This is a genomic window from Acrocarpospora pleiomorpha (assembly GCF_009687885.1).
Lineage (GTDB): Bacteria > Actinomycetota > Actinomycetes > Streptosporangiales > Streptosporangiaceae > Acrocarpospora > Acrocarpospora pleiomorpha.
In genome coordinates this window covers 98,789-122,916 of sequence record NZ_BLAF01000018.1, presented here as the reverse complement: position 1 = coordinate 122,916, position 24,128 = coordinate 98,789, and the positions used below count along the sequence as shown (strand labels likewise).

Annotated in this window: 21 protein-coding genes; 8 read left to right on the top strand and 13 right to left on the bottom strand. The window is 68.9% G+C overall.

The window, feature by feature from the left end; all coding sequences use genetic code 11:
- Positions 1 to 67: 67 nt before the first annotated feature.
- The 9 genes from Aple_RS17935 to Aple_RS17895 all read right to left on the bottom strand — a co-directional run bounded on the left by Aple_RS17935 (position 68) and on the right by Aple_RS17895 (position 9,814).
- Positions 68 to 1,054: an ABC transporter ATP-binding protein gene (locus Aple_RS17935; RefSeq protein ID WP_155345757.1), complete on the bottom strand. Its 987-nt coding sequence runs from the start codon at positions 1,052 to 1,054 to the stop codon at positions 68 to 70.
- Entirely contained in the window at positions 1,054 to 2,061 is a 1,008-nt protein-coding gene (locus tag Aple_RS17930; protein WP_155345756.1) for an ABC transporter ATP-binding protein, read from the bottom strand. The genes Aple_RS17935 and Aple_RS17930 overlap by 1 nt, the downstream gene beginning before the upstream one ends.
- Positions 2,058 to 2,933 (bottom strand): ABC transporter permease, encoded by an 876-nt coding sequence (locus tag Aple_RS17925; RefSeq protein ID WP_155345755.1) that lies wholly within the window; start codon positions 2,931 to 2,933, stop codon positions 2,058 to 2,060. Before Aple_RS17925 ends, Aple_RS17930 begins: the two co-directional genes overlap by 4 nt.
- Complete coding sequence (locus Aple_RS17920) at positions 2,930 to 4,009, bottom strand: ABC transporter permease (protein ID WP_246264554.1); 1,080 nt, start codon at positions 4,007 to 4,009, stop codon at positions 2,930 to 2,932. The genes Aple_RS17925 and Aple_RS17920 overlap by 4 nt, the downstream gene beginning before the upstream one ends.
- Positions 4,006 to 5,610: an ABC transporter substrate-binding protein gene (locus Aple_RS54465; RefSeq protein WP_155345753.1), complete on the bottom strand. Its 1,605-nt coding sequence runs from the start codon at positions 5,608 to 5,610 to the stop codon at positions 4,006 to 4,008. Before Aple_RS54465 ends, Aple_RS17920 begins: the two co-directional genes overlap by 4 nt.
- 62 nt (positions 5,611 to 5,672) lie before the next feature.
- The gene (locus tag Aple_RS17910) at positions 5,673 to 6,644 is read right to left on the bottom strand and encodes a membrane dipeptidase (RefSeq protein ID WP_155345752.1); all 972 of its coding nucleotides are present in this window, start codon (positions 6,642 to 6,644) and stop codon (positions 5,673 to 5,675) included.
- On the bottom strand, positions 6,644 to 7,348 hold the full coding sequence (locus Aple_RS17905) for a hypothetical protein (RefSeq protein ID WP_155345751.1): 705 nt from the start codon (positions 7,346 to 7,348) through the stop codon (positions 6,644 to 6,646). The genes Aple_RS17910 and Aple_RS17905 overlap by 1 nt, the downstream gene beginning before the upstream one ends.
- Positions 7,345 to 9,018, bottom strand: a complete 1,674-nt coding sequence (locus tag Aple_RS17900; RefSeq protein ID WP_155345750.1) for a hypothetical protein — start codon at positions 9,016 to 9,018, stop codon at positions 7,345 to 7,347. The genes Aple_RS17905 and Aple_RS17900 overlap by 4 nt, the downstream gene beginning before the upstream one ends.
- Before the next feature lie 49 nt (positions 9,019 to 9,067).
- Positions 9,068 to 9,814 carry an IclR family transcriptional regulator gene (locus Aple_RS17895; protein ID WP_155345749.1) on the bottom strand — a complete coding sequence of 249 codons (747 nt, stop codon included), beginning with the start codon at positions 9,812 to 9,814 and terminating at the stop codon, positions 9,068 to 9,070.
- 332 nt (positions 9,815 to 10,146) lie between these two features.
- Here Aple_RS17895 and Aple_RS17890 point away from each other — a divergent pair, with 332 nt between their 5' ends.
- From Aple_RS17890 to Aple_RS17870, 5 genes are all read left to right on the top strand, one after another.
- Entirely contained in the window at positions 10,147 to 12,345 is a 2,199-nt protein-coding gene (locus Aple_RS17890; RefSeq protein ID WP_155345748.1) for a RiPP maturation radical SAM C-methyltransferase, read from the top strand.
- 10 nt (positions 12,346 to 12,355) lie between these two features.
- Entirely contained in the window at positions 12,356 to 12,679 is a 324-nt protein-coding gene (locus Aple_RS17885) for a hypothetical protein (protein ID WP_155345747.1), read from the top strand.
- 291 nt (positions 12,680 to 12,970) lie between these two features.
- Positions 12,971 to 13,810: a phosphotransferase family protein gene (locus Aple_RS17880; RefSeq protein ID WP_170321534.1), complete on the top strand. Its 840-nt coding sequence runs from the start codon at positions 12,971 to 12,973 to the stop codon at positions 13,808 to 13,810.
- Positions 13,804 to 14,682, top strand: coding sequence for a T3SS effector HopA1 family protein (locus tag Aple_RS17875; RefSeq protein ID WP_155345745.1), 879 nt, complete (start codon positions 13,804 to 13,806; stop codon positions 14,680 to 14,682). Before Aple_RS17880 ends, Aple_RS17875 begins: the two co-directional genes overlap by 7 nt.
- Positions 14,683 to 14,774: 92 nt before the next feature.
- Positions 14,775 to 15,833 carry a CapA family protein gene (locus tag Aple_RS17870; protein WP_155345744.1) on the top strand — a complete coding sequence of 353 codons (1,059 nt, stop codon included), beginning with the start codon at positions 14,775 to 14,777 and terminating at the stop codon, positions 15,831 to 15,833.
- Here the strand turns inward: Aple_RS17870 and Aple_RS17865 are convergent.
- From Aple_RS17865 to Aple_RS17850, 4 genes are all read right to left on the bottom strand, one after another.
- Complete coding sequence (locus Aple_RS17865) at positions 15,811 to 16,527, bottom strand: GntR family transcriptional regulator (protein ID WP_155345743.1); 717 nt, start codon at positions 16,525 to 16,527, stop codon at positions 15,811 to 15,813. The two genes, Aple_RS17870 and Aple_RS17865, sit on opposite strands and share 23 nt — an antisense overlap.
- Before the next feature lie 74 nt (positions 16,528 to 16,601).
- A complete protein-coding gene (locus Aple_RS17860; RefSeq protein ID WP_155345742.1) occupies positions 16,602 to 17,627 on the bottom strand; it encodes an AbrB family transcriptional regulator in 1,026 nt (341 codons plus the stop codon).
- Positions 17,628 to 17,756: 129 nt separating this feature from the next.
- Entirely contained in the window at positions 17,757 to 19,148 is a 1,392-nt protein-coding gene (locus tag Aple_RS17855; protein ID WP_155345741.1) for an MmgE/PrpD family protein, read from the bottom strand.
- A gap of 41 nt (positions 19,149 to 19,189) precedes the next feature.
- Positions 19,190 to 20,305: a type 2 periplasmic-binding domain-containing protein gene (locus tag Aple_RS17850; RefSeq protein ID WP_170321533.1), complete on the bottom strand. Its 1,116-nt coding sequence runs from the start codon at positions 20,303 to 20,305 to the stop codon at positions 19,190 to 19,192.
- A 347-nt stretch (positions 20,306 to 20,652) separates the two neighbouring features.
- On the opposite strand from Aple_RS17850, the gene Aple_RS17845 reads away from it, so the two are divergent.
- From Aple_RS17845 to Aple_RS17835, 3 genes are read left to right on the top strand one after another with little or no spacing between them, the layout of a single operon-like run.
- Positions 20,653 to 22,233 (top strand): tripartite tricarboxylate transporter permease, encoded by a 1,581-nt coding sequence (locus tag Aple_RS17845; protein ID WP_155345739.1) that lies wholly within the window; start codon positions 20,653 to 20,655, stop codon positions 22,231 to 22,233.
- A complete protein-coding gene (locus Aple_RS17840) occupies positions 22,226 to 22,735 on the top strand; it encodes a tripartite tricarboxylate transporter TctB family protein (RefSeq protein WP_155345738.1) in 510 nt (169 codons plus the stop codon). Before Aple_RS17845 ends, Aple_RS17840 begins: the two co-directional genes overlap by 8 nt.
- Positions 22,722 to 24,110 (top strand): MmgE/PrpD family protein, encoded by a 1,389-nt coding sequence (locus tag Aple_RS17835; protein ID WP_155345737.1) that lies wholly within the window; start codon positions 22,722 to 22,724, stop codon positions 24,108 to 24,110. The genes Aple_RS17840 and Aple_RS17835 overlap by 14 nt, the downstream gene beginning before the upstream one ends.
- The last annotated feature ends 18 nt before the right edge of the window (positions 24,111 to 24,128 follow it).

The window sequence follows — 24,128 nt, the reverse complement described above, 5'->3', positions numbered from 1 at the left end:
CTCTCACCAGTGGGCAAAAAGATACCCCTTTCTGGCGATATGGCGGCGCGGCCTACTACGGCCCCTCTCACGCCCGGATCGCGTTCGCACGGGCCTCGGGCGAGTGAACGGCCCAGCAGGCCACGGAACCGCCGCCGTCCACGTCGCCGTGTGAAGGGGCCTCCTCCCGGCAGGGGTCCATGGCGAGCGGGCAGCGGGGGTGGAAGCGACATCCCGACGGCGGACGCCCGGGGTCGGGGACCTCGCCGGCAAGAGCCATCGGCTTGCGTCCAGTACCGTCGGGGACGGGGACGGCGCGGAGCAGCGACTGCGTATAGGGATGGCGGGGGGCGTGCCACACCCGTTCCGTGGGGCCGTCCTCGACGATCTCGCCGAGGTACATGACCACGACCCGGTCGCAGAGGGCTCCCACGACGGCGAGGTCGTGGGAGATCAGCACGAGCGTGACGCCGTCTTCGCGGGCGATCTTCCTGAGCAGGGTGGCCACCTGCGCCTGGGCCGAGGCGTCCAGGGCGGAGACCGGCTCGTCGGCGACGATCAGGGACGGCTGGGTGGCAAGCGCCCGGGCGATGGCGATGCGCTGGCGCTGGCCTCCGGAGAACTCGTGGGGGTACCGATCCGCCGCGGCGGCGGGCAGGCCCACCCGCTCCAGCAGGTCGCCGATCGGCCGATGCCCGGGGGCGCCCTTGCCGGTCGCCCGGATGACGTCGGCGAGCTGCGCCGAGATCCTTCGCCGGGGGTTGAGCGAGGCGTACGGGTCCTGGAAGATCATTTGCAGTGGCAGTAGCCGGGCAGGCCGCCGCCGGCGGCGCAGCGGCTCGACCGGCCGGCCGGCGAAGAGGATCTCTCCCGAGGCCAGCGGGGCAAGCCCGGTCATGGCCCGCGCGAGGGTGGACTTGCCGCAGCCGCTCTCGCCGACGACGCCGACCATCTCGCCCTCGGCCACCTGGAACGAGACACCGGCCAGGGCCCGCACCGCCGGGCGGTCCGTGCGGGTGTACTCCACGACGGCGTCACGCACCTGGAGCAGCGGGGCCGCGGGGCTGATTGTCATTACGGCCTCCAGGGATCGACGTGGCAGGCGAGGCGGTGCCAGGCGGGGGGTTCGGCCAGGGGCAGCAGTTCGGGGCGGCTCTCCTGGCACGCCGGGGCGGCGTGAGCGCAGCGCGGGTGGAAGGCGCAGCCGGCGGGCAGGGAGCCGGGCGTGGGCGGCACGCCGGGGATCGGCACGAAGCCGCGGCCGTCCCGGCGGGTCTCCGTGGACAATCGCGGCAGGGCTTCCAGCAGGCCACGCGTGTAGGGGTGGCGAGCGCCGCCCAGCACCTGGGCGGCGGTGCCGCTCTCGACGATGCGGCCGCCGTAGAAGACGGCGATCTCGTCGGCGAGCGCGGAGATGACGCCGAGGTCGTGGGTGACCAGGAGGATGCTCATCCCCGTGTCGTGGCGCAGCTCGTCCAGCAGGTTGATGATGCCGGCCTGTACGGTCACGTCCAGGGCGGTGGTGGGCTCGTCGGCGATCAGCACCCGAGGCTCGGCGGCCAGCGCGACCGCGATCGCCACCCGCTGGCGCATGCCGCCGGAGAACTGGTGCGGGTACAGCCGCAGCGCGCCCTTCGGGTCGGGCAGCCTGACCAGGTCCAGCAGCTCTGCCGACCGTGTGGTCGCGGCCTTGCGGGACAGTCCCAGGTGGCGGCGCATGTGGTCGGTGAGCTGGCGGCCCATGGTGAGCATCGGATGCAGGCTGGAGGACGGGTCCTGGAACACCATGGCGATCTGGCCACCGCGCACCGCCGCCCAGCCGGGCTCGGACAGGGTGGTCAGCTCCCGGCCGTCCAGCCGGATCGAGCCGGTCACCGTGGCACCGGCCGGCGGCAGCCCGACGAGCGTCATGCCGGTCATGGTCTTGCCGCTTCCGCTCTCGCCCGCGATGCCGAGGATCCGGCCGGGCGCCACGGCGAGGCTCACGTCGTCCACCACGGTGGCCGGGCCGCTCGCCGTGCGCAGCTTCACCGACAGGCCGGTGACGGTCAGCAGGTCGTGGGCGGGTGATGGGGTCGTCATGCGTGTTCACCTGCCTGGCGCAGTTTGGGGTCCAGCCGGTCGCGCAGCGCGTCCCCGATGATGTTGAACGCGAGCACCACGGTCACGATGGCCAGGCCGGGGAAGACCGCCAGCCACCACTGGTCGAAGTACTGCAGCGACTCGGAGACCTGCGCGCCCCACTCCGGCTCCGGCGGGCGGGCGCCGAGCCCGAGGAACGACAGCCCGGACAGGAGCAGGATGGCCGCGCCGACGTCGAGCATGCCGAGCACCAGCACCGGGCCCGCCACGGACGGCAGCAGGTCCACGAACATGGACCGTACGGAGCCGACCCCGGCCAGCCGGTTGGCCAGCACGAACTCCGACTCGCGCAGGCCCAGCACGACGCTGCGCACGGTCCTGGCGTATGCGGGCCACCACACCAGCACACTGGCGAGGACCGCGTTGGTGAGCGAGGGCCCCAGGGAGGCCGCCACGGCCATGGCGAGGATGATCACGGGAAAGGCGAACACGACGTCGGCGACGCGCATCAGGACCTCGTCCACCCAGCCGCCGAAGAAGCCGGCGAGCAGTCCGACCACGGTACCGACCACGGCGGTGGCGGCGACGAGCACCAGGCCCAACGGCACCGACAGCCTGGCGCCGTACAGGACCCGGCTGAACACATCGCGTCCTGCGGCGTCGGTGCCGAACCAGTACTGCGCGGACGGACCGGACAGCGGCGCGGCGTCCTGGGCGAGGGGGTCGTGCGGCGCGAGCAGCGGAGCCGCGACGATCACCACCAGCCAGGCCAGCAGTACGGCAACGGCGACGAATTCTGCGGCGCGGCCGCGGATCGGCAGGCGGGGCCTTCGGGCGACGGCGGCGTCCGTATCGGTGAGAGTGCGGGTCATCGGAGCCGGATCCTCGGATCGAACAGGGCGTAGAGCAGGTCGGCGGCGAGATTGATCAACACGAAGATGAGCGCGATGACGATGCTCACGCCCATCACCGCGGACAGGTCGAGATTGGTGGAGCTGCGGTAGGCATACTGGCCGATGCCACCCCAGGAGAACTGTTGCTCCACGTAGACGGTGGCGGCGAGCAGGAACCCGAACGACAACGTGGTCGCGGTGACCAGCGGGCCGAACGCGAAACGGACGGCGTAGCCCCACAGCACGTCCCGCTCACGCAGCCCCTTGGCCCTGGCCGCCTTGACGAAGTCGGTGCCGAGTGCCTCCAGCACCGCGGTGCGGGTGAACCTGAGCACCATGCCGACGACCGAGACGGCCAGCACCGCCGATGGCAGCACCAGGTGGCTCACCGCGGAGCCGAAGGCATGCCAGTCGCCGGCGAGCAGGCTGTCGACGGTGAGGAAGCCGGTCACCTGAGGCGGCTTGACCAGCGCCGGGTCCAGTCGGCCGCTGCCGGGCAGCAGGCGCAGCCCGCGGAAGAACACCACCGACGCCACCAGCGCGATCCAGAAGATCGGCAGGCTGACCCCGGTCAGCGAGGCAAGCCGGGTGATCCGATCGAACCAGCCGCCGCGCCGCCGGGCGGCGGCCACCCCGCACAGCACGCCAACCAGCAGGGCCACCAGGGTGGCGCTCAGCACCAGCTCCAGGGTGGCGGGGGCGAACTGGAGCAGGTCCTGACTGACCGGCCGCAGGGTCTGCTGCGACTGGCCGAAATCGCCCCGCAGCAGGTTGCCCAGGTAGGTGAGGTACTGCAAGGGCAGGGGCCGGTCCAGGCCGTAGTGCTCCCGGAACCGCCGCACGGTCTCGGGGTCCGACAGCGCCCGCTGGCCCAGGTTGGCGGTCTCGGGGTTGGCCGGCACGACCGTGGTGAGCAGGAAGGCCACCAGCGTGACGCCGAGCAGGATGAGGGCCGAGGATCCCAGTCGGCGCCGCACGTACCGCGGGAATGGGCGGCGCCACCAGGCCGGCGCGAGCGCGCTGGCCTGGTCCTTCCGGTGTCCCACCACCGTCACGACTGCTTCTTCCCGACGGCGCCGAGATCGATGCCGGTGATGGGGTTGCGCGCCACGTCCGTCACCCGCGCGGACGACAACGTCACCGTGGTCGGCACGAGCAGCGGCAGGAACGGGCCGCCGTCGTTGAGGACGCGCTGCCATGCCTGGTAGGCGGCGGCGCGGGCGTCACCCTTGGCCGCCAGCGCCGACTCGGTCAGCTTCGCGGCCTCAGGCGCGTCCTTCTCACTCCAGTGGACACGCTTGGCCAGGAAGCCGCCGGGGCCGAAGGCGACCAGGTTGGCGGGGTCGGTGAAGTCGGGCGGGTAGGACCACAGCGCCAGCTCGGTCTGGCCGTCGACGTACCGCTGCAGCGACGTGGCGGTGGGCGCCGGGTTCAGCGTCACCTCGATGCCGATCTTCTTCAGGTCGCTCTGGATGCGCTGGGCGATGGTGGCGTAGTCCAGCCCGGCCAGGCGGTGGTAGTCGCTGGCGTAGTCCAGGGTGATCTTCGGCGCGGTGACGCCGGACCGGGCCACCAGCTCCTTGGCCAGCTCCGGGTCGTATTTCGGGGCCTCGGTGGGGGCGAGCGCGCCGACGAAGGTCTGGGGCACGAGGCCCGCCGCCTGCACGGTTCCGGGGCCGGCCACCTGGAGCAGGCCCTGGTAGTCGATGCCGGCCCGGATCGCGGCCAGGACCTCCGGATCGGCGGTGGCGGACGTCTTCGCCCGGCTCGCCGCGAGGTACAGCACCTCCGGCGCCTGGTCACTGGTGACGGTGAAGGCGCTCCGGTCCACGCCCTGCGCCTGCCGTCCCGACAGGTCCAGCGCGATCTGGCTCTCGCCGCCCTCGACGTTCAGCAACTGCTGCTGCGGTGCCGTCACGTTGCGGATCACCACGCGCTGCCAGGCCGGCTTGGTCCCCCAGTACTTCGGGTTGGCCGTGAGCGCGATCTGGGAGGTGTTGCTGTAGCCCTCCAGGACGTACGGCCCGCTGCCCGCGGACGCGGTGTTGAGATACCGCTCGGCGGTGTCGCTCTTGTCGGCGCCCTCGGCGTCGGTGGCCCCCTGCGCCTTGACCTGGTCGGCGTTGACCACGCCGAAGTTGGGCGCGGTGAGCAGGCTGGGCAGCTCGGGCACGGCCCGCTCGGCCTTGATCACGACGGTGTGGTCGTCCTGGGCGGTGACGGTCAGGCCGTCCATCAGGAACGCCGGGCTGGCCTTGACGTTCTTCAGCCGGTTGTAGGAGAAGACAACGTCGGCCGCGGTGACCGGGGAGCCGTCGGAGAACACCGCGTCCTCGCGTAGCCGGAAGGTGTAGGCGGTGGCGTCGTCGGATACCTCGTAGCTCTCGGCGAGGTTGGGCACCGGTGCCTTGAGGTCATTGCCCTTGAACTTCAGCAGCGTGTCGTACAGGGCCGATTCGGCGTAGAAGTCGGTCGGCTGGAACATCCGCGCCGGGTCGAGGCTCTTGGCGTTGAAGGCGGTGTCCACGACCAGGGTGTCGCCGCCGGGCGCGGCCGCGGGCTGCTGGTCGGCGCACGCGGCCAGACCACCGGCGAGGAGCAGGACGAGAGCGGAGGAGACGAGCCGGCGGTGGGCCGGGAAGTGGTGGGGTGACATGACTCTCCCAAGGGATCTGGGGGGTGGATCTGGGAAGTGGTCCCTCCCGGGGCACGGGCGGGTCAGCTCGCGAGGTCGATCACCTCCCGGTACAGCCGCAGCCAGTTGCCGCCGCAGATCGCCTCCGTCTCCTCGGCCGAGAAGCCGGCGGCGCGCAGCGCGCCGGGGATGGCGGCGAAGTCGGCGGAGGTGGTGAACCACTCGGGGTCCTCGACCATGCCGGGCCGATCGGGTGAGCCCGCGCCGTACTCGGGCCCGTGGGTCCACCGGCCGCGCCGCATCCAGTCCAGGTCGGTCGTGGTCATGAACCGGCCCAGGTCGCTGCCCACGCCGACGTGCCGTACCCCGATGCGCTCGGCGGTGCGGGCCACGAGCTCGCACCACTTGTCCAGGGTGCCGGCGTACGGCCCGGCGATGTTCGGGTACATCGACAGGCCGAGCACCCCGTCGTGCTCGGCGAGCGTGTCCAGCACCTTGGGCCGCTTGTTGCGCGCGTGGTCGAACAGCTCGCGCGGGTTGGCGTGGTTGATCGCCACGGGCCGCTGCGAGGCCAGGATGGCGTCGTGGGAGGTGCGGTCGCCGACGTGGGACAGGTCGACGACCATGCCCACCCGGTTCATCTCGGCGATCACGTTGCGGCCGAACCGGGTCAGGCCACTGTCCTCGGGCTCGTAGCAGCTGGAGCCGAGAGCGTTCTGGATGTTGTAGGTGAGCTGCATGACCCGCAGCCCCATGTCGTGGAAGAGCTCCACGAAGTCGATCCGGTCCTCGATGGGAGAGGAGTTCTGCGTGCCGAGCAGGACGGCGGTCCTGCCGCTCGCGTTCGCGGCCTCGATGTCCGCGGTGGTGCGGGCGATCGTCACCAGGTCGGCGTTCTCGCGCGCCAGGTGACGCCAGCGCCCGATCGCGGCCATGGTCTCGGAGGCGTTCTCCCACACGGCGATGGTGTTGGTGACGCAGCCAAGGCCGCCGGCGCGCAGTTCCTCGAACGCCTGCCGGTTGAAGTGCCCGCACTGCAGGCCGTCGATGCGCATCAGGTCCTCCCCGGTTCCGCGAAGTCGATGTCGTCGGTCAGATCCGGCTCGATGTCGCCGGTGTCGCTGACGGGCGTGGCGCCCGCGTGCTTGAGGGAGGTCACCGACTCCTCCGACAGCGCCCGCGCGGAGGAGCGGAACAGCCGCCACCACAGCTCGGAGGGCACGGTCATGCCCTCGATCACGGCCCGGGCCATGGGTGCCGAGCCGGTGACCGGCAGCAGCCGGCGCAGCCGCTCGTCGTCCGGACGCGGCGCGCTGCCGCGTTCGGTGGTGATCGTCGCGCTCCCGCCGCCGCAGGTGACCGTGAGCCTGACCCCGTGGGCCCCGGCCTGGGGTTCCATCGCGGCCAGCAGTTCGGGCGCTTCGACGTCCCGCGCCCGCACGGTGACCGGGGCGGGCGTGGCCAGCGCCAGATCGAGCAGGCCCGGCGCCACCACGTAGGAGGACTGGCCGGCGCAGTAGGCGACCAGCACCGTGCCCTTCGCGGCAGGGTCCCGCACCGTACGCAGGGCGCCGTGCAGCTCGCGGTCCCGCTCCGACAGCCCGGACTCCAGGACCTCCAGCGCGGGCAGCCCGGCGGCCTGCGCCAGGATCACGAAGTCGCGGACGGCCGGGACGGCGCCCGGCGCCAGACCGTCGGCCTGCAGGAGCCGCTCGACGACCAGGCGGGTCTCCCTGATGGACAGGGTGATGGTCGTCACCGGGCCTCCTTGGCACGGGCGGGCTCGCCCGCCGGCGGGATCGGCGGCCAGAACCAGATCTCGTCCTCGGGCGGCGCGGCCAGGTCCTCCCGGGTGGGCGCCCCCTGGAAGATCACTCCGCGCAGGTCGCGCAGCATGAAGTCCTTGGTACGGTCCAGCCCGTACAGGGCCGCGTTGCCCAGCCGGATCAGGTGCGCCGGGACGAACCCGGCGTGCCGGAGGTCGACGTGCGGGGTGTGGTAGCGCAAGCGGCTGAGCGTCTGGACCCGCTCGACCGTGCCGCGATGCTGCGGGGCGGCGGCCAGGAACCTGCCGACCGGCAGCGCCGGATCGGCCGCGGCGAGCGCGCCGTCGAGGGCGCGCACCGTCCCGGGGACGTCCACGGTCAGATCGACCGTGCCGGGCGGCACCTCCTCGGCGGGGCCGCACCGCGGCTCCTCGGCGCTGCGCGACTTGTACCAGACATTGCGTCGCCTGCCTGCGGAGTCCACATCCATCTCCAGCGCCCAGGCGTACTCCGTGGCCAGGAGCTCGCGCAGACGGCCGATCGGCATGGCGGGTTCGCGCCGGGTGGACTCGTTCACCACGAGCCGGGCGATCGACCCGTCGGCGTAGCCCGGGTCCAGCTCCAGCAGGATCGCGTGCAGCACCTCGCGGGCCTCGGCCGACAGGTCGCTCGCCGGATCGCCCACGGCCTCGGCAACGGTCGGCGGGGTGGTCGTCTCGCCCAGGCACAGGACGACCTTGTGCCGCAGGGTGGCCAGCTCGTCCGCGATGACGACGGCCGGGACGAAGGAGGTGTACTCGTTGGTGTCTTCCGCCAGGAACGTCACGGCCCGATCCAGCAGGCGGATCAGCAGCCGGACACGCTCGCCGCCCGGCTCCAGGACCAGGGACCAGGCGTGCGCCAGCGCCCGCTCGCGCAGCTCGATCCAGCGTCCGACGAGTTGCGGGTGGTTGCCCACCCACAGCACCAGGCCCAGGGCCGAGCTGTTACCCACGCCAAGGAAGCGCTTGATCCGGCGGCCCAGGGGCACGGCGTGCGGTGAGCGGAGCGCCGCCAGCCTTTCGGCGAGGTCGAAGCTGAACTCCCGCATCAGATAGGCCGAGAGCATCTGGGCGTGGTACGGCACTCGGAGCGGATGGTCCTCACCGTAGGCGAGGAAGGTGCGGGTGCCGAAGGTGCCGTTGCCGTCCAGGCCGACGTTGCGCATCAGGTACCCGACCCGGGCCAGTGCGGCGACGTCGGGCTGGCGCCCGGCGGCCAGCTCCGTCACCACGTGCTCGAAGATCCGCATGCTGCGGTTGGAGCGGCACCAGGTCAGCGTGTCGGGGGTGGCGCGGCCGTGGTAGAGCAGGGGCAGCTCCCTGCGCGTCCACTCGATCGTCCCCGCGTCGGCGGCGCCGTCGATCAGCGCGCCCATCATGTCCCACGACTGGTCGAAGATGCGCTGGGTGCGCTCCTGTGCCGATGGCGTGAAGGCGAAGGCGACGAAATCGAGCGTGCGCCCGCCGGCGTGGACGCGGTAGACCGCGTCCCCGGCGCCGTGTTCGTCCACGTCGAATACCAGCCGCTCGATCCGCCAGCCCTGATCGATCAGGATGTTGATCAGCGAGCGACTCGCCGAGAGCCGGTTGGGCTGCATCGCGGACAGGGCCTCGGCGGTCATGATCTCCTCTGGCGCCCGTGGCTGCGGGGACACGAGAGTGGGGGGCAATTCAGCGTCCTTCCTGGGAGGGCGGCGCGAACGACGTGCCGCTCACGATGGCGTTGACCCGGGCGGCGCACGCGAGCAGCGGCTCCACCGCCGCGTCCGGGGCGAAGCGCGACACCGGGCCGACGATGGACACGGCGGCGATCACATGGCCCGCCGGATCGAACACCGGGGCCGCGATCGCGACGGTCTCGTCCTGGAAGCCCGCGACCGAGTGGGCGTAGCCCGCTTCGCGGATCGCGGCCAGATCCTCGGCGGGTGGGAGCTCCACGCCGAGGCCGGCCAGCCGCTCCAGCACTAGCGGTGACTCGAAGGCGGTCAGCACGCGCCCGGACGCCGACTTCGACATCGGCATCCTGCTCTCCACGCGGGTGTCGACCCGCAGCGAGCGGTTGACGTCGATGCGGTGGATGATCCTGGCGGCGTCGCCGTCCAGGACCGCCAGCGACACGGGCTCGTGCAGCGCGGCGGCTAACTCCTCCATCGCGGCCGACGCCCGCTGGTCCAGCCCGGCCTGCCGGAGCGCCGCCGCCGACAGCCGGGCCACGCGCAGGCTCAGCCGGTAGGTGCCATCCTCGCTCTGCTCCACCCAGTTGCCGGCGGCGAGCGTGACGAGCTGCCGATGCACGTAACCTCGGCTGCCGCCGAGCCGCCGGGCGAGCTCGGAGACTCCCACACCGGTGTCGCAGTCGGCCAGCGCCGCGAGCACTTCGAGGGTTTTGAGCGATGAGGTGAGGATCTGCGTGGCCATGTCCGTCCTCTATAAGAAGACAATGTCGCTTATTTGGTGACATGACTGTGGCAGGGGGCATCGGGCGCGTCAATAGGCTGCGCGAACTGGAAAGAACGAGACGGGTCAGAGGTCGTCCCACGGCTCCAGCGGGGGAGCGGCGGCCGACGCCGTCGATCTGCTCGGCCTGCATGACGCCGCCTCGATACGCCACGCCTAAGCCGTCCAGGTACGGTCGGCCACTTACCTTTGCGCTTGTCTTCGGTATTGCCGTGGAGCTTGGTGGGAGCGAGCGGTAAATTCGTTTTCAGTCTCGCCGAAGGAACTGGGCGGTCCTTGGAGGCTGATGTGCGATGGGTTCGGAACCAGTACTTGAACAGGCCGCATCTCTGTTTCAGGCTGTCTATGGCGTTCTTGTTGAACGTCGCGGTGGCGTACACCAGAACGCCGAGTTCCGACGTGATCATATAGCCGATCAGTTTCGAACGTTCGCGTACGCGCTGCCCGACGATGAGTTGGAGCTCCTAATTCGGCAGCTCGCCAGTTCATTGCTTACTCGGGTAGACGCGTCGCTTGGTCCGCAAAGGCGCGTGACGTCGGAGCCTCGACCGGGTTGGCGAAGCCCGTCGTGCTCGGTCGGGCTCGTCTCCATGCCTTGGATGGCTCCGAACATGCCATCCATTCAGCTCGCGACAGTGGATTCCGCACTCCGCGCCGAAGCACTGTCATCTGATCGATATGAACTGTATGTTGACTTTGCGGGACGAATCGGAATAAATCTCTACAACCTGCTGAGCAACGCGGGTGGGTTCGTTGAGGAATGGATCTTCGCTCACCATTACTTCGGACCTGAGACGGGAAACGATCTATCCGGCTTCAAGACGGCTTGCCCGCGAATCGGGCTCGGGTCGCAAGATACTGAAATAGCGATTCTTGATGCGCTCTGCGTCGTAGCCGGTGATTTTCTCGAACAGGCGCTGGACGAAGTCGAGCGTGGTGGGCACGATGTGGTTGGGTTTTCTCTCACTATTTCGCAACTCGCGGCATCGATGGCGCTCGCACGGCTGATCAAGCTTCGCCGTCCGGAGACGCATGTGGTCTTCGGCGGCACGGCCTGCGCGGGTCCGATGGGCACCGCGATCCTGCGCGTCTGCCCATACGTTGACGCAGTCGTCCGTTGTGAGGCTGAGGGGATCTTTCCGCAGGTCGTACGGCATCTGCGGCGACACGAGAGCCTGCAGGACGTGCCGGGCGTCACCTGGCGACACGACGGCGTGGTCGAAGCCAACCCCGTCGGTCCGCTGCACCGGTTCGACGGCTCACGGCCCTCACTCGATTTCGATCCCTATTTCGCCCGCCTCCGGCATGCCGGCATTCGGGACACCATGCCGGTATGGCTGCCGTTCGAAGGGAGCCGAGGCTGCTGGTACGGCGAGAAGGTGCAGTGTAATTTCTGCGGACTCCACGAGATAATGTCATTCCGCACCCTGCCCTGGGAACACACCCTCGCGGAGCTGGAGCGCTGGGAGAAGCGTTACGGCGTGGCCAGATTCTTCGCGGTCGATCTGATCATGCCGCGTGACTTCAAGACCACCCTGCTTCCCGCGATCCGTGAGCGCGGCCATGATTGGACGATCTTCTACGAAGTGAAAGCCAATCTTAGACGAGCGGAACTCGAAGCCCTGGCCGCGTCCGGAGTCCGCTGGATCCAGCCGGGAATCGAGAGCCTGGAAGGCGGGGCTCTTCGCCGCATGCGCAAGGGCGTTACGCCGCTGCAGAACATCCAGCTGTTGAAGTGGTGCCATGAGCTCGATATCCGGGTGAGCTGGAACATAATCCTCGGGTTGCCGGGCGATGAACCGGCGGGATACGCCACGATCGTCGACCGTGCCCGGGCTCTCTTCCATCTCGAACCGGCCCAGGGCGCGAGCCCGTTCCAACTACACCGGTTCAGCCCTTATTTTATGCAGCCACATGACCACGGCATCCTTCCCATCGGCGCTCATCCACTTTATCGAGAGATCTTCCCGGTCAATCGGGCGGATCTCGATGACCTCGTTTATCTGCACGGATACACGATGTCCGACGCCGCGATCGGTCCGGACGATTACCGCGCCGTGAGCGATGCGATATCCGAATGGCAGGCGGCCTACGCCCGCGGCGCGCAGCTCGTCCTGGAGACGGAATCCAATGGCGCTGCCCAGATCCTCGATTCGCGTGGCGCGCGCGCCAAACGGATTCGACTCGACTCCGCGGAAACGGCCCTTTATCGATTCCTGGACTCGGCCAGGTCGGAGGCCACGCTGGCCAGACGTTTCGCCGAGGCATCCCCCGCGGCGGCCCGGCAATTGGCGGCGGCGGATGGAGTCGAGGGCGCCCTCGCCCGCTGGAAACGTCAACGGCTGGTCATCACGGACGCGGGAAGGGTGCTCGCGGTGGCGACCTGCCGGCCGGGGAAACCCAACGACACACCGGCTCCCTTGTCCTACCTCGCGGATGGGACCCCGGAGCCCGCGTTTAGCTCGGACACCATGCCAGTTCTCATCATCTAGGAGGCGATCAATGGCCACAGAAGCAACCGCGCGTAGTCTCGCCGGGAAACTTCAAGAGCTGCGGAGCACCCTGTCAGACGACGAGCAGGAAGCACTCGGCGACCTGCTCCAGACCGTGGTCGGCCAGATGGAGTCGTCGATCAAGACGGCACCGCGACGCGGGCAGCGGCTCATCGCGCCGCGGGGAAGCGACCGGGCCATCGCCGAGGTCAGGATGGCCAGCGACATGATGACCATCGAAGAGGACGACTTCGCGACACCGACGATAACGATCACCACCACGGTCACCGTGATGGCGAGTCACCCGGTGATCACCTGCACGCTCGCCGAGTAGCCGCCACCGGCAGTTTCCTGTCAGGCACGCGGAGGGCCCGCGAGGAGGCCGGTTCCGATTAATGAGACAAGCGTCCACCAGGCTCGCCGCGCTCCGAAGATCCTTCGTCGCGGCGGGCCTCGCACCAGGACGATGACCGGCTCGCGCCTCAGGTCATGGTTGACCGTCCGAGGTCTGACGGGCCCAGGGCTTCGAATCACCGAGCATCCTCAGTCCGGCCGGAACAGGCTCCATCTCCTCGAACAGGCTGATGCGACGGAACGGCTACTCGTCAAGCAGTCACTCGCGACGATGGGCCGAGAAACCTGGTTCTATCGGGAGGTCCTTCCGAGCATTTCCATAGCTCCGGCGTGCCTGCTGGTCGCTGAGGCGGAAGACGTCGTCGTCCTTGAGTACGTTGACGCCGTTCCCCTCCACCAAATCGCCCTGACCGAGCCGGAATCGACGCTGGCTCTCATGCCCGAACTCGCGACCGCACTCGCCCGTTTGCACCTGCGGAGCGGTCACGACGCCGCGGCGACGCCGCGGGCCATCCTGCCGTTGCCGCCGCTTGACCCTGTCGATCTCGACGTGCTGATGGTGGTCAGCGCCGCGACACTCGACATCATCGAACGGGTGCAGTCGCGGAATACGCTCACCGCCGCGGTCGAGAGCGCGCTTGCCGGCCCAGGTCCGCAGGGCCTTGTTCACGCCGATCTCAAGCTCGATAACATCCTGCGACCCCGCCCCGACGGAGGAATCGTCGTCGTCGACTGGGAACTCGGCGGCATGGGGCCCACAGGCTGGGATATCGGCTGTGTGGTCGGTGCGATGCTCGCGCTGTGGTGCTCTCACCTCGCTCTCGACAGTGCGACCGACCCCGCGGACTGGATCGACTCGGGCGCGGTCCCCTTTGAATCCGTTCAGCTGGCGGCGTGCTCGTTCATGGAGGCATACCTGAAGGAAATGAGGGGTGCCGCCGTCGCGGATTTCGGCCAGGTCACCACCTTTATCGCCGCCAACCTCGTTGCTCGCACGTTTTCCGAATCGACGCACGTGCGTCGCCTCTCAGCGCACCATCTGGTCAGGCTTCTCGTGGCCGAGGGCATCCTCCTCTCGCCGGACGAGCTGTTCGGAGACCTCCGGTGGTAGCCGACATCGCAAGGGCGGCGCGAGGTATGGCGGCGGTGGCCAAGGCCGCCGGTTCCGACATCGAGCGGGTCCAACTCGCCTACCTGGCGGTCTACGCCTGTGGTTATGTCGGTCGCGGGGATCTCAACCGATTCAAGACGCTCACCGCGGCGAGTTCCGACACCGTCTTTCTCGCCCGCCTGTCGGCGACCGTGACCGACCGGGTCGAAGTCAGCGGAATTCGCGTCCGGTCATGGGACGAGAACACGGTCTACGTTCAACACGGTCGGCTCCGGGCAGCCGTCGCGCGCCACCGAATTCGCGAGGAAGACCTGGCCGAAGGCCGCACGGTCACCGTCGAGGTGTCCGCGATTCTTCCCGGACGCCTGCCCGGGTTCGTTCTCCGCCAAGGCGGCCGCTGGCCCTGGGCCGAGCCGACAACGCGTTTGTATCTCAACATTCGTGCCACGCAGGCGGCGTGGGTGCTCGGCCCGCTCGCCGTCGCGCTGGACAGGGCAGGCATTCCGTACGAGACGAAGGTGCTGGCCCACCCGCGCGCCTACCTGAGACGCGACGCGGCGGTGATCTACGTGCCCACAAGCGAATTCGACCGCGCGGCCGATCTCGTCGCCGCGCGTGTCGCCGGAGACGGGATTCGCCTCGCGGACCCCGTGCCGACGCTCACGCGCCGCCTGGGTCCGGGGATCGGTTCCGCCGACGAACCCGACGACATCGGCCAGGGCCAGAGCCACGGCCAGTGGGTGAGCGGCCTCCTGACGGCCGCCGCCCGCAAGTGCGCGGACGCCGAGACCATCGCGGCCGCCGTCCGCCAGGCGATCCGCGCCGCAGGCCGGGACCCCGCCGCACCCTACCTCCGCGCCGGACGAGCGTGATCGTTACAGAGCGTAACAGCAGAAACTTCCACACCAGCCATAAATATCATATAGTCTATATAATACTTCAGCGCTGGTGAGAGGGCGGGTCGGTGGGAGTTCGGACGTCGGTGGTGGTGATCGGTGATCTCAACTTCATGAACGTGACCGATCCCGCGGGTCCGCTGCGGCGAGTGCGGGGTGAGCTTGAGAAGGCGGACGTCCGATTCGCCAACTTGGAGTGCTGCTTCGTCGCCCCGAGGGCGGGACGATCCGTCGATGGCGAAGGCTTCCACGCCGACCCCGCGGTGGCTGTTGCCCTGCGTGACGCGGGGATCGACGCCGTCGGCACGGCCAACAACGTGAACTATGGCACTGAGGCCATCACGTCGTCGATCCGCACCTTGGACGAGTGCGGGGTCGCGCATGCCGGTAGTGGTGTGGATGCCGCGGCCGCCTTCGCGCCGGTCGTGGTGACGGTTGCCGGGGGAGTACGGATCGGTTTCCTCCAGCGCACGGCCGTCTACTGGCCGACCGATCACGAGGCGGGACCGCGCAGTCCAGGAGTTGCGGCGTTCCGATGCCACACCGCCTACCGGGTTCCGATGCACAAGACGCATCCGGAGATTCCGCCGCTGAATCGGCCGGGAGTGCCGCCGGAGGTCATCACGTGGCCGGATCGCGATCATCTGGACCGCCTCAGGGCTGACGTGGCGGCGTTGCGGGACGCCTGCGACATCGTCGTGGTCTCGCTGCACTGGGGCCTGAAGCGCGACGTCCTCTCCTACATGAAGGACATCGCTCATGCCGTGATCGACGAGGGCGCGGATGTCGTCATGGGTCATGGGCCGCACTTCGCCCTCCCGGTGGAGCTCTACCACGGCAAGCCCATCTTCTACGGGTTGGGCAGCTTCTCGTTCCACACCGGCCACTACGGGCGCGAGCACGGCGACTGGGCCGGATTGCTCGGCAGAGTCGACCTGGACGGCCGCGACGTCATGGCCTGCACGCTGCGGCTGGTCCGGCACAACGACGTCAACGAGACCTACTTCTGCGACCCGGCCGACGAATCCGATGAGATCAATGAGATCGCCGTCCGTATGGAGCGGCTGGGCAGCCGGCTCGAGGTCGACGGTGACGTGCTCGTCGTCAAGCCTGCTTCCGTCGGGTGACCGGGGCCGATGGGCTCGGATTGTTCTTGTTGCGGACGAGGCGCTTCTGCCTGGCGCCCTCGATGTGGTCGGACATGCGCGAGCTCGCCAGGTCCGCGTCCCGGGCGTCGAGCGCGTCGAGGATGGCCCCGTGCTGATCGAGGCAATGCCGCACGAAAGCGGGGTCGTCCCAGAGGCTCTCCGAGGCGGGAATCGCCTTCTCCCACACCGGCCGCATGATCGTGTCAGCGATGTACGCCGACCCGACGCGCATGATCGCCAGGTGGAACTCGCGGTTGGTCTGTGAGAGCAGAGCGGCGTCGCCGGTATCCCCCAGGGCGGTCAACTTGTCGTGGAGACGGCGCAGAGCGGCGAAGTCGTCCTCGGTGCCGCGTTCCACGGCAAGGCGCGCACAGAGGCTTTCGACCGTGATCCTGAAGTGGTAGAGGTCCTGCAGGTCGTGTGGCGCCATGTCCGTGACGGTCGCGCCGCGGTGTGGTGAGTAGATGATGAGGCCATCGGCCTCAAGGCGCCGGAGAGCCTCTCGCACGGGAGTGGCGCTGACGCCGTAGCGCTCGCCGATCTCGATCTGACGGATCTGCGAACCAGGGGCGATGGTCCCGTCTCTCAACTCCTGACGTAGCCGCTGGAACACGTATTCGGACTTGCTGACCGGAGCCTGCGTCAGCGCCGATGGGTCTTGAGGGGCGCTCATCGGTGGTCCTTTCGTTCCGTACGGAAGGCCATGCTAATCGATAGCCTGTAGAATATACGTTTTTCGCGCGGGAATCACCGCAACAGCCACCGAGCGAGTAGAGGCGTCAGGAAGAGGACCAGGAGGAGACGCATCAACTGCACGGCGCTCACCAACGTGATATCCGCGCCGCTACTGGTCGCGGCGGCGAGGACGGCGGGAAAGCCGCCCGGCGTGGTCGCCAGGTAGGCGTCGAAATGGTCGACTCCGGTCACGGCCGCGAGTCCCAGGGCCAGGAGGACGCAGCTTCCGATGACGAGGGCGATCACGACGAAGACGGTCGGCATCATCGATCGGATCAGCCTCAGGGCATCCGGATTGAAGCGAAGGCCGACCTGAGTGCCGATCAGCACGAAACCGGCCAGTCTGATGGCCGGAGGCATGGCGACGTCGTGGAAGACGGGGACGGCCGCGACCGCGGCTCCGGCGAGGAGTCCACCCAGGACGGCCGGTGAGGGCAGGCGCAAGAGCCTGCCGCCCCCCAGGCCGACGCCGATGGCCAGCACCGAGCCGAGCAGGCTGAGGCCAGTCGTCGGATCCGCGGCGTTCACCGCCACGGCCGAACCCTCGCTCGAAAGCCAGGACACCATGAGCGGCAGCGTCAGGAGGATGATCAGGACGCGGGTGTACTGTACGACGACGACGACGCGGTCGTCGGCCCCGTAATCGCTCGCGATGGCGGTGACGCCGGACGCGCCGCCGGCCACGGACGCGAAGGTCGCGGTGGCGCGACTCACCCCATGCCGCCGCAGGAGCTGCCCGGCCCCGACACTCGAGGCGAGGGTGGCCACGCAGACGAGGACGACGGCGGGCCACCCCCAGCCGAGTTCGCCCAGCCGGTTCCAGTCGATCATCAGACCCGTCGTGACGCCGATGATCGCTTGACCGCATCGGAACATCGGCCGGGGCATGCGCACCACGCCGGGAGCGCGCAGCCCGACGACGACTCCTGCGATCAACCCGGCGAAGAGTGGGGCGGACGGCACTCCCGCCGCGGTCATCGCGAGGTTCCCGACGACGACCAATGCCACCAAGCCGCCCCACCACCGGACCGCCCTCATGACCGGCGCACTCCTTCACGTTGCTCAGACGGGGTCAACGGCAGCTCCACGAGGGGGGGCATGGACTGGTTCCGTAAAGGTCGTGGTCCCCGGCACTGCAGTGGCGCACTCCGCCGGCCGTGGAGGCGCTCATGCCGTGGCCGGCGCAGGTGCATTGGCGGCGCCGAGGTCGGTCGTCAGCGGACGGACGTCGGCGCCGGTCCAGGCGGCTGCCAGGGCCCGCTCGGCGAGATCCGCACCGATGACGGAGTGGGTGAGCGAGCGGAACTTGGCCGAAAGCCCGTCGTCGTCGATGGGGTTGTCAGGCTCGCCGAGCGGCTGACGGACACGCTGTTCGTGCGCCATGCCGTCGGCGGTCGTGACGGTGAGGACGGCCGGACGCTCTCGTGGGTAGGAGGCGTCGGCGTCGGCGTCGACCACGATCCGCACGATCCCTGCGAGTCGCAGGACCTCGTCGTCGACGAGTGCCTGGTCGCTGAACGTGTCCAGCGTGACCGTGCCATGGCGCAGGGCCGATGCGACCGTGAAGGGGATGCTCAGCTGCGCTTCGAGCAGCGACGTGACGTGCGGCTTGCCGAATCGGGTCGCCAGCTCGTAGGTCCCCAGGCGAACGGCGACGATGTCGTCGGGGTTCCGCAGGCCGAGCCGGTGCAGCTCGAGGGCGGCGTCGATCGCGCCGTGCAGGTGCCGGCAGCACGGGTAGGGCTTGATGTAGGTGCGGAGGCAGAGCCACTCGGAACCGAGCCCGCCGAGCAGGGCCTCGGGTCGCCAGACTCCACGCGCGATGGCCGAGAAGTAGCCCTGCGGGCCCTCCAGCACGGTGTCCGGACCCGGCAGGCCGTCCATCGCCATCTCGCCGCACAGGAGACCGTCGCGGGCCGCCTTGCCCGCGTGCATGCGCTTGATCTCGTTTCCGCTCGTGTGATACTCGCGTAAGCCGCCGGCGTGCGAGCCGGCCAGTCCCAGCGCGTCGCTGACCTGGGCGGCGCCGCCGCCCAGGAGGTTCACGGTTCCGGCGGCGGCGCCGAAGACCCCGGCGACGGCGGTGTTGTGGAATCCGGCGTCGAGCGTGGCCGGATGGCCGGCCCGGGCGATCCGGGTGGTCACCTCCACGGCGACGGCGATGGCTGTGGTGACCGCGTCCAGGCCGGCGCCGGTGGCCTCCGCCTCGGCGAGGACCGCGGGAATGATCGCCGCACCCGGGTGCACCGACCCGGCGGTGTAGCCGTCGTCGAACTCGAGCCCGTGCGCAGCGGTCCCGTTGACGAAGGCCGCGCCCGCCGCCGTGAGGGACGGCCCGCGGACGGCGGTCGCCTGGGTGCCGGGACTGGTACGGGCGAGGTGGTCACGCAGCCGTTCGGACAGGGGATTGGTGCTGCCCGCCACGGTCGCCGCCAGGTAGTCCACCAGCAGGCGGCGAGCGTGGTGGGCCACGCCGTCGGGCAGATCGCCGGGACGGACAGAACCGGCCCATTCGGCGACGAGTCGGGTGGCACCGGCCGGAGCCTCGGTGTTCTGCATCCGAAATCCTTCCCTTACGGTCGATCTATCCAGGTTGAGGCTCAGCCCTTGGAGAGGTCGGCGTCGTACTCCTTGGCCGCGTAGTTCTCGAGCCACGTGACGACGTCATCGGGCGGGTTGTTCAGCACCGCGTCGATGTCGCGCTTCAGTGTCTCGCCCGACTGGAATCCGTAGCCGCCCAGGCTCTTGGCGACGGTCTTCTGGAAGTCCGGGTCCTTCTGGATGTCGGTGAACGCCTGGACCATGGCGTCGATGGCGACCGGCGGAGCCTCGCCGTGGAGCCACACCTGCTTCTGCATGTTGTGGATCAGCTGCACGAGGAAGGTGAAGGACTTGAGCAACTCGGCGTCGGGCGGGGTGCCGTGGACGGTCTCGTACAACTCGGCGGCGTGCGGCAGGTCCGGGAAGGCGGGATCGCGAACGAGCTTGCCGTTCTCGACCAGACCGGTGGTGTACACGGGAATGGCCTCGCCCTTGTCGACGAGCGGCTGGATCGACTCGAGGTAGGCCGCGGTCGACTGGCCGTCGATGTTGACCTCTCCCTGGGAGAAGGCGATCTGGACCGCGCCGCGCGACTCGTAGCCGAAGACCTCTTTGACGTTGAGCCCCAGCAGATGCATGCTGAGCAGTCTCGAAATCTCGCCGCCACCGGGCGTGATGCCTCCGTAGACGAGTTGCGCGTCGGTCGCGAGAAGGTCTTCGGGCTTCTTGACCCCGATGTCCGGCGACACGTACTGCGTGTTCCCGGCCGGGATGCCCACGATCGGGGCGAAGTCCTTGAAACTGAACTGTACGGCGGGATCGCCGAAGAGGACGGAGGTATTGGTCGACGCCGACGTCATCAGCATCGTGAGACCGTCGGGGTTCGCCCGCGCGAACTGGTTGGCGCCCAGGATGCCGTTGCCGCCGTCGATGTTCTCGACCTGGATCTTCGGGTGACCGGGCAGATGCTCGGTGAGAAACGGCACGAGCTGGCGTGCGGTGGTGTCCGTGCCCCCGCCGGGCGCGAACGGAACGATCCAGCGGATGGTCCGGCCCGAGAAGAACTCTTCGGGGTTCTTGGCGTCGCTGACCTGGCCGGTGGACGGGCTGTTGCAGGCAGTGGCGATCGCGGCGATCACGGCGACGACGGCGCCGGCTCGCGTCCGTCGGCGCATCCTGCCGTGTCGTTCAGCATTCCGTCTGGCGAACATGAGTGGCCTCCAGATGTTGGCCGGCGTTCCAGCCGGGGGATCACGCGGTCGGCTGGTCCGAAAGTGTTGCGACCGCTCATGGCGGCTGACGGTAGTAGCGAATTCTATAGAATGCAAGGTATTGACGATCGGGCGTAACACTGCCGAATCATATGGGTTGCATTCTATAGAATCCTCTCCTAGTATCGCCGCACCGTGACGCGTGTCACGTCCACCACCACGAGAAGTGCCTGCATGGGCGGCACTGGGGAGGACGACGCCATGACCACTTCGGTGCGGTCTGGGCCGACCCTGGCGACGAGCGGATGCCGATGCTAGACGCAGCAGCGGAGGCCTTCGCCGTCATTTTCACGCTCGATCGGATGATGTGGATCCTGATCGGAGTCCTGCTGGGGCTGTTCCTCGGCATCATGCCCGGCATCGGCGGCGTCGTCGGGATGTCGCTGCTCCTGCCCTTCGTGTACGGGATGGACCCCTATTCCGGCGTAGCCTTGCTGATCGGCATCATCGCCGTCGGTCAGACGGGTGACACGTTCCCGGCGGTGCTGATCGGGGTCCCGGGCAGCTCCGGCGGCCAGGCCACCATCATGGACGGCTATCCGATGGCGCGGCGGGGCGAGGCCGGCCGCGCCCTGGGAGCCGCCTTCCTCGCCTCGATGATCGGCGGCATCCTCGGCGCCGTCTTCCTGTTCGCGGTCCTGCCCGTGGCCAGACCGCTGGTCCTGTCGTTCGGCTCGCCAGAGTTGTTCATGATGACGCTCTTCGGGCTCAGCCTGGTGGCCGTGCTGAGCAAGGGCGCGCCGGCGAAGGGCGTCCTGGTCGGTCTGGTCGGCATGCTGATCAGCACGGTCGGCCTCGCTCCGGCCAGTACGGACGCTCGTTTCGTCTTCGACTGGGTGTACCTCTACAACGGTGTGAGCCTCTCGCTCGTGGCCCTCGGCATCTTCGCGATTCCCGAACTGGTCGAGCTGTGCGTGGAGAACAAGAAGATCGCCAAGAGCAGTGAGAAGCTGTCGGGCGGGATCGTCATGGGCATGAAGGACACGATGCGGAACCTGCCGCTCGTCGTGCACGGCTCGTCCATCGGCTCCGTGCTCGGCACGATCCCGGGCATCGGCAGCCCGGTCATCAACTGGCTGAACTACGGGCTCGCGTCGAGCGCCGTACGCAAGAACAACCGATTCGGACGCGGCGACGTCCGGGGCGTCATCGCGCCCGAGGCAGGCAACAATGCCACCGAAGGCGGACAGCTCGTGCCGACCATGCTGTTCGGCATCCCGAGCAGCGCGACGACCGCCATCATGCTCGGCGGGTTCGTGCTCCTCGGCATCAACGCCGGGCCGTCGATGGCCGAGGAGGAGAACCTCCCGATCATGCTGGCCATGGTGTGGACGCTCGTGATCGCCAACATCATGGGCACCGCGCTGTGCATCGCGCTCGCCTCCCCGGTGTCGAAGATGACCCTCATTCCGGCACGGCGGGTGGCGCCCTTCCTGATCGCGATGGTGATGCTGGCGGCGTTCCAGACCAGCCTGCAATGGGGCGACTACATCGTCCTGCTCGTGTTCGGGACGCTGGCCTTCGTCATGAAACAGCTCAAGTGGCCGCGCATTCCCTTGCTCATCGGCTTCGTGCTGGGGCCGGCGGCGGAGGGCTACTTCACCGTCTCGATGAGCCGGTTCGGCACGGACTGGCTGACCAAACCGAGTGTGCTGATCCTGGCCGCCATCATCGTCGCCGCGCTTTCCCTGGCGCTGTGGCAGCAGCGGCGCATCAACCTCGTTCCCGAGATGGTGCAGGAGAAGATCGCCGCCCAGTCGTTCGTGGAATCCGGGACGGAGAAGGACCGCAACGTGAGCGAGGCCGTGGGAGGAAGTGAGCGTCATGAGTGAGGCCACGGAGAAGGTCGAGGAAAAGCTCGGCGTCAAGGTCCTGCGGATCGGCATGATCCTCCTGGTGATGGCGATCGGCGTCTTCGGGTGGGTCGAGGGGTCCACCTATACCGCCACGGGCGCGCGGTTCCCGCTGTTCCTCTCCGCGGGCATCGTCATCCTCGGGACCGGCGTCCTGGTCAAGGAGGTACGCACGATGCGCCGGGGCGGGGCACACTCAACCGCCGCGTACGACTACGAAGTCGACGGCCTCACGCCCATCGAGGTGCTGCGCAGGGGCGCGACGTGGCTGGCGCTGCTGATCGGATACGTGATCATGCTGTGGCTCGTGGGCTACATGGCCACGACGGTCACCTGGCTCATCCTGTCGCTGCGCATCGGTGCTCGGTTGCGCTGGCTGTCCGCGATCATCGCCGCCATCATCGCGACCGCACTGCTCGAGGTCGTCATCCAGCTGTTGAACGTCCCGCTGCCGATGGGCCTGTTCTATGTCGGAATCTGACAGCGGAACGCCGCTGGCCAAATCCTTCGCCGACTGGATCTGCGAGACGGACGAGGTTCCGGCGGACGTACGGGCGGCAGCCAAGCTGGCCATCCTCGACGCGCTGGGCGTGGCGATCGCCGCCCGGCGCGTCACCGACGACCGGCTGTTGTCCGTGGTGACCGATGGATTCGTGGAGGTACCGCCCACCGAGAGCACCGTGATCGGCCGGCCCTGGCGCACCAGCCCCGCGCGTTCGGCGTTCGTGAACGCCTTCCTGGCGCACGTGCTCGACTTCGACGACTCCAGCGGGGACCTTGCCGGCCACCCCACCGCGGTGGTCCTGCCTGCGGCGCTCGCGGTCGCGCAACGACACGGGGCTACCGGAGCGGACCTGCTGCGAGCGCACTGCCTCGGCTTCGAGGTCGCCTGTGCCATCGGCCGCCGGCTCAATCCAGGTCACTACGACAGCGGGTGGCACCCGACGGCCACGCTCGGGGCGTTCGGAGCGGCGGCGGCCGCCGCCCGCCTGACGCACGGCGACGATCGTGACGCGGTCGCCCGGACCATCGGCCTGACCACGGCGTTTGCCGCCGGGCTGAAATCGTCGTTCGGCACCCTCGCCAAGTCGCTTCAAGTCGGACGAGCCTGCGAGGCCGGTGTGCTGGCCGCGCAGCTCACCGGCGCCGGAGCGACCTCGAATCTGGCCGCCTTCGAGCACCGGCAGGGGTTCGTGCGGGTGTTCGACCGGATTGAGGCGAACAACATCGACGCCGTACTACCTGGCCGGTGGTCGCTCACGCACCCTGGCGTGATCATCAAACAGTACCCCTGCTGCGGGAGCACCCATTCGGCCATCGAGGCGGCGTACGAGCACGGCGTCGTCGATGCCGCGACCGTTGAGGAGGTCGTGATCGAGCTCCACCCTCGTCGCCGGGTCCACGTCGACCGGCCCTGGCCGGACGGCGGTCTCGCGGCGAAGTTCAGCGTGCAGTACACCGTGGCGCGCATGCTGCTGAGCGGTGCGGTGGCCCTCGACGACTTCGAGGACGCGCGGGTCCAGGAGCCGCGTCTGCGCACGCTCCTGGGCAAGATCCGGGTGGCGGACCTCGAGGGCGCGACCGACGAACGGTTCGAGGAGCGCTACGGCGCGGCCGTCACGGTACGGACGACCGAGGGTTCGCGGCGGACCTTCGTCCCCGTCTCGCTGGGGCGCCGGCCGGGCGAGATGCTCCCGGCGGATCGGATCATCGCCAAGTTCGAGCGCTGCACCGACGGCATCCTCACCCCGGACGGGTCGGCGGCCCTGATCGAGGCGGTCCTGGATCTGGAGAACCTCGAGTCGGCCGGCGATCTGTTCGCGATCTGCGCGGCAGCGGTGTCAGCTCACGCTTGAGCGGCAGGCGGGCGCCTC